10 protein-coding genes and 1 riboswitch are annotated in these 15,306 nt (G+C 52.7%); of the genes, 7 read left to right on the top strand and 3 right to left on the bottom strand.

Annotation, left to right across the window (positions count from 1 at the left end; genetic code table 11):
- Window positions 1-185 precede the first annotated feature (185 nt).
- From SH580_RS20290 to hrpA, 4 genes are all read left to right on the top strand, one after another.
- Window positions 186-671 (top strand): AP2 domain-containing protein, encoded by a 486-nt coding sequence (locus SH580_RS20290; RefSeq protein ID WP_319832641.1) that lies wholly within the window; start codon window positions 186-188, stop codon window positions 669-671.
- Window positions 672-829: 158 nt separating this feature from the next.
- Window positions 830-3,748, top strand: coding sequence for an FAD-binding and (Fe-S)-binding domain-containing protein (locus SH580_RS20285; protein ID WP_319832640.1), 2,919 nt, complete (start codon window positions 830-832; stop codon window positions 3,746-3,748).
- A 16-nt stretch (window positions 3,749-3,764) separates the two neighbouring features.
- Window positions 3,765-4,727, top strand: coding sequence for an acetylxylan esterase (locus tag SH580_RS20280; protein ID WP_319832639.1), 963 nt, complete (start codon window positions 3,765-3,767; stop codon window positions 4,725-4,727).
- Window positions 4,724-8,608, top strand: coding sequence for an ATP-dependent RNA helicase HrpA (hrpA, locus tag SH580_RS20275; protein WP_319832638.1), 3,885 nt, complete (start codon window positions 4,724-4,726; stop codon window positions 8,606-8,608). Before SH580_RS20280 ends, hrpA begins: the two co-directional genes overlap by 4 nt.
- Window positions 8,609-8,622: 14 nt before the next feature.
- Here hrpA and SH580_RS20270 read toward each other — a convergent pair whose 3' ends face one another.
- Complete coding sequence (locus SH580_RS20270) at window positions 8,623-9,423, bottom strand: nitrilase-related carbon-nitrogen hydrolase (RefSeq protein ID WP_319832637.1); 801 nt, start codon at window positions 9,421-9,423, stop codon at window positions 8,623-8,625.
- 37 nt (window positions 9,424-9,460) lie between these two features.
- Window positions 9,461-9,802, bottom strand: a complete 342-nt coding sequence (locus tag SH580_RS20265) for a zinc ribbon domain-containing protein YjdM (RefSeq protein WP_319832636.1) — start codon at window positions 9,800-9,802, stop codon at window positions 9,461-9,463.
- Between the two features lie 113 nt (window positions 9,803-9,915).
- Window positions 9,916-10,030: riboswitch (TPP riboswitch) on the top strand.
- A gap of 66 nt (window positions 10,031-10,096) precedes the next feature.
- On the opposite strand from SH580_RS20265, the gene SH580_RS20260 reads away from it, so the two are divergent.
- The 3 genes from SH580_RS20260 to glsA all read left to right on the top strand — a co-directional run bounded on the left by SH580_RS20260 (window position 10,097) and on the right by glsA (window position 14,358).
- Window positions 10,097-12,277: a TonB-dependent receptor gene (locus tag SH580_RS20260; protein ID WP_319832635.1), complete on the top strand. Its 2,181-nt coding sequence runs from the start codon at window positions 10,097-10,099 to the stop codon at window positions 12,275-12,277.
- A gap of 91 nt (window positions 12,278-12,368) precedes the next feature.
- The gene (locus SH580_RS20255) at window positions 12,369-13,142 is read left to right on the top strand and encodes a M90 family metallopeptidase (protein ID WP_319832634.1); all 774 of its coding nucleotides are present in this window, start codon (window positions 12,369-12,371) and stop codon (window positions 13,140-13,142) included.
- A 109-nt stretch (window positions 13,143-13,251) separates the two neighbouring features.
- Window positions 13,252-14,358 carry a glutaminase A gene (gene glsA / locus SH580_RS20250; RefSeq protein WP_319832633.1) on the top strand — a complete coding sequence of 369 codons (1,107 nt, stop codon included), beginning with the start codon at window positions 13,252-13,254 and terminating at the stop codon, window positions 14,356-14,358.
- Window positions 14,359-14,373: 15 nt separating this feature from the next.
- Here the strand turns inward: glsA and SH580_RS20245 are convergent, their stop codons facing one another.
- Window positions 14,374-15,288, bottom strand: coding sequence for a helix-turn-helix transcriptional regulator (locus tag SH580_RS20245; protein ID WP_319832632.1), 915 nt, complete (start codon window positions 15,286-15,288; stop codon window positions 14,374-14,376).
- Between the last annotated feature and the right edge of the window lie 18 nt (window positions 15,289-15,306).

The following is a 15,306-nucleotide window of genomic DNA, read 5'->3' as shown; positions in this document are numbered from 1 at the left end:
AGTCAAAAAGCAACAATTTAACTGTTGAATTACACGCTACTAATTAAAACACTGGTCAACGATTTGCAAAATGTGATTTTGTTTGTAATTACTAATCGCACTACCAAATTAAACCGTTGGAAACGGAACCAGTAAGAACTGGTTTTGTTTTCGACACACACACACACACACACACACACACACACATGGCACGTTCAAAAGCAAACAAAGGTATTAGTCGGATCGACTCAGGTTCGACACATGGTTGGTTCGTTCGCGGTTACCGCAACGGCAAGACCTACTCAAAATTATTCAGTGATCGCAAATGCGGCGGAAAAGGAAAGGCCCAAAAGCTAGCTAAAGCGTATCGCGATGAGCTGAATGCAGAGCTTGAAGCCATTCCCAAAAAGCCACGCCAGCGCCGCATTGTCGTCTCTGATTCACGTAACACAACTGGGGAATTGGGCGTTTCACGCACCACTAAGATCGGACCTAACGGCACAAAACACGAGTGTTACTCAGTTAGCTGGCGCCCAGAACCAGGCGTACAAAAATGCACCTCTTTTTCGATCAAGAAGTACGGCGAGAAAAAAGCTTTCAAACTAGCCGTCGAGCATCGTCGCAATAAAATGCGCGAAATCCATGGAGCTAACTTCTATCGCCAATTGAGCAAGCGTAAGCAGGCACAGTAGGTCACAAAAAACCTTCGTTTATCTAAAACTAAGCGCAACCTCAGGGTTGCGCTTTTTTTTACGCAAACTCCTATTCGCAACAGTAGCGAAGTTTGTATTTTTTTATTATTCAAGGTGGATATTTACTCAACTCTCATGTGTAACAGTTCACTTCGATTATGAAAACCGTTGAAGACTTTGAGTTCGATTACCACACCGACACTACCCTGCGCACGCTGTACGCAACCGATGCATCGGAATATCAAGAATTGCCCCATGCGGTCGCCTTCCCTGAAACAGGCGAACACATACGTCAGCTCATTCAATATGCGCGTGAGAAAAAACTAAACCTTATCCCGCGCACGGCAGGCACCTCGCTGGCAGGCCAAGTAGTCGGCTCCGGCATTGTCGTAGATGCAGGCAAACACCTAAACGCAATCCTTGAAATCGACCCGGTTGCCCGCACCGCACGGGTGCAACCAGGCGTTGTGCGCAATGAGCTCAACCACGCCTTACTGCCACACGGCCTGCTATTCGGACCAGAAACCTCCACCGCCAATCGTGCCATGATCGGTGGCATGGTGGGCAATAATTCCTGCGGCTCGAACTCGCTGGCTTACGGTTCGACGCGTGAACACTTGCTCGCCGCCAGTGGCTATCTGAGCGATGGCTCCTGGGTGAGCTTCGAAGCTGTTGACCGCGCTACATTTGAAAGCAAATGCCAAGGCGATAGCTTGGAAGCCTCTATTTACCGCAAATGCCGTGACCTGCTAGGCGCCCCGCAACACCGTGCGCAAATTACGGAAAATTTCCCCAAACGCAGCATCCCACGTCGCAACACTGGCTACGCACTGGACTTGCTAATGGACGCCGATGTCTTCGATCCAAGTTCCGACAAGCCTTTCAACCTCTGCAAACTAATCGCCGGTTCGGAAGGCACACTCTTCTTCGGAACCGAATTTTTAATCGACTGCAATCCCCTGCCCCCCGCACACAGTGCGCTCATTTGCGCTCATTTTGAGAATGTCGACCAAGCGCTGCGCTCCGTCATGCCCGCGCTCAACCACACACCTTTCGGCGTCGAATTAATCGATCGTCACATCCTCGAAGCCACCAAGCGCAATCGAGAACAGCTCAAAAACCGCTTCTTCGTAGAAGGAGACCCGGGGGCGATTTTGGTCGTCGACCTCCGCCGTGAAAGCGCCGCCGAACTGGATCTGGTGGTCGCACAGGTCATCGCCGACATTAAAGCCACAGGCAAGGGCTATGCATTTCCGGTGCTCACTGGTGCCGATGAGGCCAAGGTCTGGGAGCTGCGCCGGGCAGGTCAGGGCCTCGTCAGTAACATCCCCGGCGATGCCAAACCGCGCGAAGTTTGCGAAGATACCGCCGTCGATGTATCTCAACTGGCAGATTACATCGCAGAGTTCGACACATTGATGAAAACGAAGCATGGCCGCGACTGCGTTTACTACGCGCACGCGGGTTCGGGCGAATTACACACACGCCCACTCTTCAATTTAAAAACGACCGAGGGCTTGAAAACCTTCCGCAGCGTCGCCGAAGACGTCGCCGCACTGGTCAAGAAGTATCAGGGCTCACTCAGCGGTGAGCACGGTGACGGGCGCCTGCGCGGCGAATTTATCCCCTTCATGGTTGGCCAAGAATGCTACGCGATGATGAAGGAGATCAAGGCCACCTTCGACCCTGATAATATCTTCAATCCTGGCAAAATCGTCGATGCCAAGCCAATGGATGTCGACCTGCGCTATGGCCCGGACAAGCCAAATCCGGAGTACGAAACCATATTCGATTTTTCCAGTAGTCAGGGCGTCTTGCGCGCAGCCGAAAACTGCAATGGCTCCGGAGACTGCCGTAAAGGCTTTCTCGCTGGTGGCACGATGTGCCCCAGCTACATGGCCACCGGCAACGAAAAAGAAACCACCCGCGCCCGTGCCAATATACTGCGACATGCACTGACACATCCGGACAACCCGCTCAAACCATTTGATAATGCCGCCGCCAAAGAGGTGCTCGATCTCTGCCTTTCGTGCAAAGGCTGTAAGTCGGAGTGCCCCTCCAATGTCGATATTGCAAAGCTCAAAGCCGAATTCTCACAGCATTACTACGATGCCCATGGCGTGCCACTGCGCACCAAAATGATTGCAAACTACAGCCAGTCCAGTCGCCTGGCATCGCTGGCACCATGGGCGTGGAATGCCGCTTTCGGCACCACCGGCATTCGTAAAACTCTCAATCGTATCGTCGGGTTCCACCCAGACCGCACCATTCCTAAACTACACAGCACGACACTAAAAAAGTGGCATAACAAAAAACAGAAAAGCGACAAATCCAACACCGATAAAGTAGTCTATCTATTCTGCGACGAGTTTACCAATTACAACGATGTGCCCTTGGGACAAAAAGCAATTCAGCTACTAGAACGTCTAGGCTATACGGTGCGTATACCAGAGCACTTGGAAAGTGGCCGCACTTGGCTATCCAAGGGACTGGTGCGCAAAGCTAAAGAAATCGCCAATACCAACGTACAAAAACTCGCGCCTCTGATCTCAGAAGACAGTCCTCTGATTGGCATCGAGCCCTCAGCCATTCTTTCCTTTCGCGATGAATATATAGATCTAGCTGAAGGCGAACTCAAAACAACGGCTCGCACACTTGCCAGCAATTGCCTAATGTTTGAAGAGTTTATCGTGCGCGAATTTGAAGCAGAACGCATTCGCAGCGATCAATTCCAAGGCAAACCGCAATTAATCAAATTCCACGGCCACTGCTTTCAAAAGTCTTTGGCCTCCGTGGTGCCCACCGTGCGCGCACTGCAAATCCCAACCGGCTATAAAGTCCACATGATCCCCAGCGGTTGCTGTGGTATGGCGGGCTCCTTCGGCTACGAAAAAGAACACTACGAACTCTCGATGAAAATCGGCGAACTGGTGCTCTTCCCCACCATCAGAGAACAAGCCCAGGATGTCCTCATCGCCGCGACAGGCACCTCCTGCCGCCACCAAATTCACGACGGCACCCAACGCACGGCACTTCATCCGGCCGAAATCCTTTTTAACGCACTCAATCAAATATAAGTTTCAAATAAGACCCATGATCGCACACGATTTCCCATTCGATCCCACTTACGGCTATACACTCGATGATTTACTCGCCGTCACCGCGCCCGCCGAGCCCGCCGACTTTAAAAGTTTCTGGCAAGACAAGTATGCGAAAGCACGCCAAATACCGCTCAACATTGATCGCAAAGAAATCGAGAGCCCGGATGCGGCCTTTCAGCTCTATCGAGTGAGCTACGACTCTTGGGATGGCGTGCGTATCGGCGCATGGATAACCGTGCCCCAATCAGAGCCAATCGAGCGCGCCACGGTCGTCGGGCACGGCTATGGCGGACGCGACGCACCGGGCTTTGAAGAGCCTATCAAAAATACGGTTTGCATCTACCCTTGCGTACGCGGCTTTCAACTTTCGCCGCATCAGACCTACCCCGGCGATGGCCATAGACACGTCATGGTCGGCATCGAATCTAAAGACTCCTACTCTCACTTGGGCAGTGTGGTCGACTATTGGTTGGCGGCCTCCGTGCTGGAAAGCCTTTACCCCCAGACCGCAGATAAACTCTACTATCTAGGAGGTAGCTTCGGAGGCGGTATCGGCGCACTCATGCTGCCGTGGGATTCACGTTTCAAAAAAGCCTTTTTAGACATTCCCAGTTTCGGGAATCACCCCTTGCGCGTCGAACTGCCCTGTGTCGGCAGTGGAGAATCCGTGCAAAAGCACGTCAAAGAGGGGCACCCCGAAGTGCTTGAAGTGCTCCGCTACTTCGATGCCGCCATCGCAGCCAAGCACATTCAAATACCAGTATTTGTCGCAGCAGCGACCTTCGACCCCGCTGTGCCCCCCCGGGCCAATTCGCCGTTTACAATAGCCTATCAGGCCCCAAAGAGCTTTTTATACGTCAAGCTGCGCACTTCGAATTATCCGGCAACGAGCACGACAACGCCGCCACTCATGCCCGCCTGCTACGCTGGTTTGCTCAATAAATACATTCAATGATCGAAGCGACACTCCCCGTTCCAAGCTATTCCGAAGAGCTTCCCATCCATCTGCGACGGGAAGAAATCGTGCGTACCATCCGCGAGAATCAAGTCGTCGTCATCGCTGGTGAAACAGGCTCGGGCAAAACCACGCAAATCCCGAAATTTCTATTAGAATGTGGCCTCGGCAAAAAGGGCTATCTCGGTTGCACCCAACCACGCCGCGTGGCAGCACTCTCAGTCGCACAACGGATCGCCGAAGAGCTGGGCGTCCAATATGGCAATGAAGTCGGTGCCAAAATTCGTTTCACTGATCAGACTCAGGCCAACACCGTGATCAAGGTGATGACCGATGGCATCCTGCTCAACGAACTGCAGGACGACCCCATGCTCCGTGCTTACGAAGCCATCGTCATCGACGAAGCACACGAGCGTAGCCTCAATATCGACTTTATCCTCGGCTGCCTGCGCCAGCTCACCCACACGCGTAAAGATCTCAAGATCATCATCACCTCCGCCACCATCGACACGGCCAGCTTTGCTAAGGCATTTGACGATGCACCCATCATTGAAGTCTCCGGGCGTATGTATCCAGTGGATACATTTTATCGCCCACCAGCCGATAACGACGAAGGCGATTACATCGATGCAGCCACCGATGTAATCACCGAAATCATCGAGCACAACCGCCCAGGCGACATTCTTGTCTTCCTACCCGGTGAACGCGACATCCACGAACTCCGCCGCCAACTTGAAGACAGTCCCGCGCGCCAGTGTGATTTACTCCCCCTCTTCGGCCGCCTCGCCAATGCCGACCAACAGCGCATTTTCCACCCCGGCGGGCGGCGCCGCATCATCCTCTCAACCAATATTGCGGAAACCTCACTCACGGTCCCCGGCATTCGCTATGTCGTCGATACAGGTCTGGCGCGCGTTAGTCGCTACAGTCCCCACTCGCGCACTCAGCGACTCCCCATTGAGCCCATCGCACAATCCAGCGCCAATCAACGCCAAGGTCGCTGTGGCCGTGTCAGCAACGGTGTCTGCTACCGCCTCTACGATGAACAGGACTTTTTAGCGCGCCCACGCTACACCACTCCCGAGATCCATCGATCCAACTTGGCCTCTGTCATCCTGCGCATGATGGCATTTAAACTAGGCGACATTCGTACCTTTCCCTTTATCGATCCACCTGCCGAGAATGCCATTGTCGGTGGCTACCGCTTACTCGCCGAACTCGGCGCGGTTCAAGCAGACGAACGCAATCCCGATCCAGCCGCCTACCGCCTGACTAAACTCGGGCGCCGCCTGGCGCAACTCCCGGTCGACCCCACCGTTGCACGCATGCTACTCCAAGCCCAGCGTGAGGGAGCACTGCCCGAAGTGCTCGTCATAGCCTCCGGCCTCTCAATACAAGACCCGCGCGAGCGCCCCGCGGAACTCGCAAAGGAGGCGGACGAGATGCACAAGCAATTCACCCACCCTGAGTCCGACTTTCTCACCCTACTCAACATTTGGAACAGCTACCACGAAAAGTTAGACAGCCTATCGCAGAACAAACTCCGCAAATTCTGCAAAAGCCACTTCCTCGCGTACCAACGCATGCGTGAGTGGCGCGACATCCACCACCAACTGGAACGAATTCTAAAGGAACGTCCAAGCTCCAAGGCCAAACGGTCCAGCCCGAAGAAGCAGCAGGCAAGCACTCAAAATTCACAACTAAGCGTTCTACCTTCGACGTTTTCTCCAAGCGAGTACGCGGCCATCCACCGCTCCATTCTGACGGGCCTGCTCAGTAATATTGCCCACAAAGAAGAAGAGCACACTTATCGTGGTCCCCGCAATCGCAAGGCCTTGCTCTTCCCTGGCTCCGCACTATTCGATCACGACACCGCCAAGAAGCAGCGTAAAGCCGCTTACGCAAAAAAGACAAAGCCCAAGCCCGCCAAGACCAAAGCGCCCGAATGGATCGTCTGCGGCGAATGGATGGAAACCAGCCGCTTGTTTGCCCGCACCGCAGCCAAAATTGAAGTCGATTGGATCGAAGAACTCGCTGGCGACCTCCTCTCAATACGACACTCCGAGCCCTTCTGGAGTAGTAAAGGGGCCGCCGTGCTCTGCAAAGAGCGCCGCATACTCTTCGGGCTGGAGATCCAACGCAATCAGGTCAGCTACAGCCGGATCAACCCCGAGGAAGCCACCGATATTTTCATCCGCAACGGCCTGATTGAAGGTGGCATAAAAGAGCGCCCCAAATTCTTCCAAGAGAACGCTCAAGTCCAGCAAGCGGCCGAATCAGAACTCGCACGTCGTCGCAGCGGTTCCACCTTGTGGATCGAGGATCAGCTCTTCCAGTTCTATCGTCAGCGACTCGACGCAGTCGGCTCTTTCGCCGAACTGCGTAGCTACGCAAAGAAACACCATGGCGGCTCACTCGATTTCCTCAAAGCTCACGAAGACGATCTTTTGCCGCCCGATGAGAGCGACATCGCAACCGAAGACTTTCCACGTGCACTTCGACTTGGTGGCAGCGAAATCCCACTCCAATACCGCAACGAACCCGGCAGTGAAGAGGATGGCGTCACCCTGCGCTTACCACTGGCGCAAGTCGATGCCATTCAACAAGGCACACTCGACTGGGCAGTACCCGGACACTTGGAAGAAAAAATCGAATGTTTACTACGCGCACTGCCCAAGCAAATTCGTATTCGCTTACACCCACTCAAGGAGCGCGCCAGCGAGCTCAAGTCGAAATTGAAGCCCAGTGAGCGGCCACTCACCGAGCAACTCAGCGAATTACTGCGCAGTGCCTACGGCATCGAAACCTACAAAGACCAATGGAGCAAAGCTCAACTCCCCCAACACCTCAAGCCACGTATCCAAATTGAGAATACTAAAGGCGACGCCTTAGCGCAAAGCCGCGATCTCGACAACCTACGCCAGCAACTCAAATCCAAGAGCCAACAGACCGCCGCCGGTAATGGTCTGGACGCAATCCCCGCATGGCAAGCCGCCGCAGCACAGCACGAACGCGAGAATCTGAACACATGGAACTTCGGAAATCCCCCCGAATGCATTGATCTCAGCGGCGAGTCTGGCTTACCACTCAAAGCATATCCAGCCCTCGTCAGCGAGCGCAACCAGATACATCTCAGGCTCTGTCCCGACCGGGATCAAGCACGGCAGCACACCGCAAAAGCATGGCCCGAACTCGCCGAACAAAGTATGGGCCGCGAGATCGCGTGGATACGCCGCGACCTGAAAGAGCTAAAGAAGCTCGGCATTTTACTCATTCAACTCGGCGGCTATGATCGTATCAAAGACCCCGCGTGGGCACATCTACGACGCCACTTATTTAAAACCGAAAACTTATTACCCCTCCGAGAAGCCAACTTTCAAAAGACCTTGCAACATGCCAACCACACATCCAAAGGCATCACACTCAAGCTCACCGATCACCTGCGCGCCATCTTGGAAGCACGCGAGGCTGTGCAATTACTGCTAGAACAAAAGAAGACCAGCCAAGCCATTATCTACCCCGGTATGCGCGCCCACCTGGAGCAAATCGCGCCCGCAAACTTACTCGATCACTACGAGTTCGACGAACTCCAGCATATCGCCCGCTACCTAAAAGCAATGATGCGGCGCGCCCAACGTGCCAAAGAAAGCATCCAACGTGACATCGAAAAATCGCAACGCATTGCCCCCTTTGAAAATAAACTGACCACATTGGAAACGCTCGCCAAGAAAGCCCAAGCCCCCCTAGTCAAGCCCTACCGAATCTTGCTCGAAGAATTTCGCGTGTCGATCTACGCGCAAGAACTTGGCACCGCTCAAAAAGTCTCTGAAAAACGACTGGAGCAACTCGCAGAAGCGATCACCAAACAGCTTAAAAGCTAACAATGCACGACTAACTAGAAGCTAAACAAATCCGCCCGGCGATCCTCCCAAGCGCTCAGCTTGGAGCGAACCTGGCTCACCAGAGATGGATCGATCTCCACTTGCAGGAGACAGGCATCCTCTCCGGCCTCCGCCACGATCTCCCCCCACGGGTCGACGACCATGGAGTGTCCGAAATACTGTGTTTCGCCCACGCTGCGATCATGACCTTCGACCCCACACTGGTTGATCGCGATGAAGTAAGTTTGATTCTCGATCGCACGCGCACGCACTAGCGTGCGCCAGTGTTCCAAACGTGGATGCGGAAAGGCAGCCGGTAAGAGATGCAACCGCGCGCCAGCTTCGGTATTTCTCCGAAATAGTTCGGGGAAGCGTAAGTCGTAACAGATGCCAGCGCCTAGCGGACCAAAATCGCTATCGAAACAGACACATTCATGGCCTGCTTCGACATGACGCTCCTCATGAAATAGCGTAAAAAGATGCAGTTTGCGGTAACGGGCGCACACAGTCCCTCGAGCGTCAAAGTAATGAAAACAATTTGCCGCATTTCCCGACTCAGTCTGTTCCAACATGGAGCCACAAATCGCGATCCCATGTTGTTGTGCGAATCCTGCCACATTTGCCGCATCCTCGGCCGCGAAACTCAGATGAGCTCGATTGTAGGCCCAGTCAAAACCAGTCGTGCACATTTCAGGTAAGCACAACAGGTCGGAACCAGCCGCGCTGGCCTCTGCAGCCAGCTCAGCAATGCGCGCCAAGTTGGCGGCCGCATCGGCACGAGCAACTTCAAATTGTGCTAGAGAAACGTGCATCATAAACTGTTCGAAACTGAAACCATCTGAACTGGGCGCCTCAGGCCTTCTTTACAAATTCAGACTTCAACTTCATGCCGCCAAAGCCTTTAATTTTACAATCGATATCATGATCTCCGCCGACTAATCGGATATTCTTAACCTTAGTTCCGATCTTGAGCGTGGACGAAGTGCCCCCCACCTTGAGATCTTTAATCACGGTCACGGTGTCGCCATCTGCCAGCGGCGTACCGAAAGCGTCGCGGAATTCAACCACGTCCTGCTTAGATTCCTGCAAAGATTCGAGCGTAAACTCATGCCCGCAATCGGGACACACGATCAAGCTACCATCTTCGTAGGTATATTCAGAGTCACATTTAGGACAGTTTGGTAATTCAGACATTGCACTAGCTGACCCCATCACCGGAGCCTAGGCAAGCATTGAAAATCGCATGGCACAACACTGCACTTAAATACTAGCACTTGACAAAGATACGCCCGCCCCGTTTGTCTAGCGGTCTTCCTTAGGGGTGACCTGTCATGGGTCTGAGATGTCTTCGAATAGTGCCGAAGCGATCCCTTTGAACCTGATCCGGTTGACACCGGCGTAGGAAAAGGAATGGATCGTCCTTTTTTGAGCGATTCACCTTCAATCGCCCAAGGCCGGATCTCAACAACACTAATATTGAGATCCAAAATGAAACAATACATCAGCGCCATCACGCTACTAAGTATCAGCAGCGCCGCCTTCGCCCAAGAAGCGGATGTTCAAATACTGCCCACCACCGTCGTGACCGGCGAGTTATGGGAGTCTGACATTCAGCAAACCACCGCCAGTGTCACTGTAATCGAGCAGGCCGCGCTCGAAAACAATGGAGTCCAGCATTTCGAGGATGTGGTCAACTCGATCCCCAATCTGACCTGGACCGGCGGTTCGTCTCGCCCACGCTACATCCAAATTCGTGGCATCGGAGAAAATTCACAGTATGAAGGCGAGACCCCGGATTCATCGGTGCGCTTCTTGATCGACGACCTCGACTTAACCGGAGTCGGCACCGTGGGTAATCTCTTCGATGTAGAACAAGTGGAAGTGCTGCGTGGCCCTCAAGCCGGCGCCTTCGGTGCCAACGCTGCGGGTGGTGTCGTTCGCATTGTAAGCAACGAGCCCACTCCCTACTGGACTGGCCAAATCGAAGCCACCGTCGGCAATGACAACCTTCGCGCAGGCGGCATCGCAGTCGGTGGTCCCCTCATCGAATCAGACCCGGAGCAACTGACTTTCCGCCTATCCGTGCATCAACTGGAGCAGGATGGATTCCGCGAGAACCAGTTTCTCGATCAGGACGACACGAATGCCCGCGACGAACTCACGACGCGTTTAAAAGTTCGCTGGCTCGCCAACGATGACTGGCAATTCGATGCAACCCTATTCTATGCTGATGTCGATAATGGCTTCGATGAGTTCAACCTATCGAATCACCCGTCAGAAACCGATTCAGATGAACCAGGCCATGACGAGCAGGAGACCTTCGGTAGTAGCTTTCGCATTACTTGGGCTGGTCTAGAAAATGCGACCTTGACTAGCATCACCAGCTATACGACTTCGGATTCGCTTTACAGTTTTGATTCGGATTGGTCAAACATCATAGATAAAGACCCCACACTGCCAGCCACTTATAAAGCTTATTTAGCAACTGAGCGTGACCGTGATGTATTTTCTCAAGAACTGCGACTCGATTCCAATGAGCAGGAAAATGCCTTGGGCTGGATCGATCGCTGGACCATCGGGCTTTACTACCACGCAATGAATGAAAACTCCGGCATCTATTATGACGAAATTTACGCTGGCTGGGCCGATGATGCTTATATCGAGTCTGAATACGACAGCGAAACGATTGCGATATTCACGCAATTCGCACACAATTTTTCGGACTCAACACGCCTAAGTATAGGCCTGCGATTGGAGCATCACCAAGTGGATTTCACTACAAATACAATCAATAACTATTATACCGAATTAATTGACGGCAAAAACAGTTTTGAAGAGTCCAACACCCTATTCGGTGGCAAGCTAACACTTGAACATGATCTAAACGACAATCATACCGCATTTGCCAGTGCTGCTCGTGGATATAAATCGGGTGGTGCCAATTCCGGTGCGTTTCGATTAGATTTCGATCCTGAAACATATGAAGATGAAACCCTATATAACTTCGAGCTCGGACTACGCAGTCATTGGTTCGACGGTCGGATAATTTCTAGTCTCACCGGGTTTTATCTCCAACGCCAGGATGCACAATTACGTGACTCTCAGGGCTCAGGCGGATTCTTCCGTTATCTCACGGTCAACGGAGACAATGCCGCTCACTATGGTCTCGAATCTGAAATTACATGGTATATAGATGAAGCCTGGACACTCTATGCGACTTTAGGTCTCTTAGGAAGCGATCGTGATGCATACGACACACTCGAGTCCGATGAAGAGGTGGATGAGACATTAGATGTGGACAGTGATGACGATCCAATAACTATTACCGTAGACTCGCGCGATTTGGCGAATGCCCCCAGCTATTCCTATAGCGTTGGACTTGCCTATGATCGCGGCGATGGCTTCTTTGGCAACGCCCAGATAGTCGCCAAAGATGATTATTACGAATCCAATAGCCATAACGAAAAACGCGACTCATTTGCCGTCGTCAATGCAGCCCTAGGTTACCGATGGGATAATTGGACTGTCACCCTCTGGGCTAAAAACTTATTCGATGAAGAGTATACCAAGCGCATATTCTATTTTAACAATTTGGACGGTGGAATCAAACGCTACGAAAGTTTGGCCGATCCCCGAACCTTCGGCGTGACCGCGAACTACAGCTGGTAATCACCATCACGAATCATCTCCAAGCCCCGCTCCAACGAGCGGGGCTTTTTCATTCGCCCTCTACGCGAAAATTGACTTCATTACCGCCCCAATGAGCCTACTAGAAAAACTCCAAGACTTCTTCACCGATGCCCCTGCCGAGATCGTTTTTAAGGACGAATGGGTCCGCTACCTACAAACAAATCTACCGCTCTACCCTCTGCTCCCACTGGAATTACGCGAGCGACTGCATCAAAAGATTGGGCAATTCGTAGCCAGCACCTTTTTCGAGGGCTGCAATGGCCTGGAACTGGACGATGAGATGATCCTCACCGTATCCGCGCAAGCGTGCCTTCTCGTGCTCAACCACACAGAGCGCCCCTATCCGGAACTCAATACCGTGCTACTCTACCCGAGCGCATTCACCACCACTTCCGAAACAATCGGCCCTGGCGGCACCATCATTAGCCGCGAAGTCAAATGCCTAGGTGAATCGTGGGCCAATGGCACGGTCATACTCGCCTGGGATTCGGTCCGACGGGGCGCAGAGAACATCTATGATGGACATAACGTGACCTTCCACGAATTTGCCCATCAACTCGACTCACGCGATGGCGATACCGACGGCGTGCCCTTGTTGCCAAGTCAAGAGGCCTACCAGACCTGGGCCAAGGTCCTGGGCGAACATTGTAATAGATTCATCGACCGAGTCCGACACCGCCAGAAGACCCTGCTCGATCCCTACGGTGCCACCAATCCCGCCGAATACTTTGCTGTCGCCACGGAGACCTTCTTCGAAAAGCCGCGACAACTTAAAAAGAAGCAGCCCGAGCTCTATCAAGAACTGGAAACTTTCTATCAACTAGATCCTGCCAGTTGGTTTTAAAATAATAATACCCCTAAGTGCTGACATCTGTCTTCTAACTGCTCTTGCAAGGTTGATCTAGCTCCAATTTTCTCTTCGCCTCTAGAACCAAGATTGTTTTAGTGCGGGGATGAAATTACCTTCAAATACGCCGCCCCGCCAGCCACTCAACTGGAAATCCTACTGGAAACAATTGAACGCCCTCATTTTACTGGCCCTACTGAGTGCGCAGACTTGCCACGCGGCCAAGCTAATCGCCGGCGCCACACAACTCGCGGAATCAAGGCAGGTGGGCACCGACAAACTCGACCTACAAAACGTGGTCGATGTCGCCTACTCCAAATACAAAGACTTACAGGATGGTGCCAACGCAGATTATATTCCCATTCTAGCGACAGTACCCAGTGATCTATTTGGCGTCGTCATCGCCACCAAGGACGGCCAGCTATTTACCGCAGGAGACATCGATTACAAATTTTCCATCCAATCCGTATCCAAGCCATTTACGGCGGCCCTAGTCATGCAGCAAATGGGCCCACAAGCATTGCTGGATAAGATCGGCGTCGAACCCACGGGCCTCCCCTTCAATTCCAAAATGGCTCTAGAGCTCTATGAGCAACGTTCAGCCAACCCTCTCGTAAATGCCGGCGCGATCGCAGCGGTTAGCCTCATTCAGGCTGAGTCCGAAAGCGACCGTTGGGCACAAATCAAAGAGAATCTCGAAAATTTCGCAGGCACTGAATTGCCCTTACTAGACGAAGTCTACCAATCCGAATATGAGACCGCATGGAGTAATCGCGCCATCGCCAACCTACTCTATAACTACAATCGCCTCTACTCGGATCCCGAGCAAGCATTGCGCGTCTACACTCAACAATGCTCTCTGGGGGTCAACACCAAGGACCTCGCCATCATGGGCGCAACTTTAGCCAATGCAGGCACCAATCCATTGACTGGGAAGCTCGTCCTCAATAGTAGGCATGTGCCCGAACTGTTGGCACTTATGGCAACCGCAGGCTTTTACGACGAGTCCGGCGCATGGATGTACAGTGCTGGCCTGCCCGCCAAGACAGGAGTCGGCGGAGGCATCGTGGCCATCGTGCCCGGACAATTTGCAATTGCTGCCTTTTCGCCACGCGTCAATCAAGCAGGCAATTCAATCAAAGCGATGAAGGCGATCCGCTTCATCGCCGGCGAATTGGGCGTAGGCCTCTACGGTGCCAATCCAGAAGAGTGATGCGCATTTCTGAGCTCACTCTGAGCTCTGTTCATAGCGACCTTCGCGGACTTGCCGACACAGTTCACGGGGCGTGCAGCCCGCCATGCGTCGAATAAAACGTGTAAACACCGACTGCGAATTAAAACCACTCAACTCAGCCACATCTGCCAAGCTACATTTCGCATCACGCATCAGTGAGATCGCGGTATGGAACTGATAGTTGCTACGATAATCACGCAGTGAAAGCCCCATCTGCTTCTCGAATCGTTCACGCAAATGACGTTCCGAAAAGCCGGCTCGCTGCGCAACTTCTTCAAAGGTCCACCCTTCTCTTACAGAACGTATGATCAGAGTTTCGACCTGCGCAATCCAGCCGTTGCCAGTCGTCGCGCCCACCGTTTCCACCTGTGGCAAACGAAGAGTGGTCGCATGTAAACGGGCCAATAAGCGATCCAAGGTAGGAATTAATTCAAGCCTGCTTGCTGCTGTATCACTTGACCATAAATGCGCAACTTCGCCCCACAGCTGATGCGTTAGTAAATCGGGCCGCAAACGACGGTAACTCAAATCGGCCAAGGCGGGTTGCCCCTGTTCCAACTCAAAGGTAATGAATAACCAGCGCAACGTATCCGACTCGATCTCAATATAGTGGTGAAACTGGTACGGCGTGACCAACAAGGCATCGCCTACATCAAGTTGATAATTTTGACCATCGACACTGACCACGCCCGCACTCCTCAACACCCGCATCAACACGTAGCGGTGGTGCATCCGATTGCCCACATGCGGCTGCTGTAAGGACTTCCAACTCAAGCGCTCGAAGACAATCACATTACTACAGATGATACGATTAGGCTGATCCGCCCCTTCATAGTAACTTTTCGGATCACTAATCTGAGACGGAAATACCTCTGATACCTGTAGCGTGCGATCCATCGCCGAAATCATCAAAAAATACTCCGATTT

This window comes from Coraliomargarita algicola (assembly GCF_033878955.1).
Classification (GTDB): domain Bacteria; phylum Verrucomicrobiota; class Verrucomicrobiia; order Opitutales; family Coraliomargaritaceae; genus Thalassobacterium; species Thalassobacterium algicola.
This window is presented reverse-complemented; position numbering and strand designations above follow the sequence as displayed.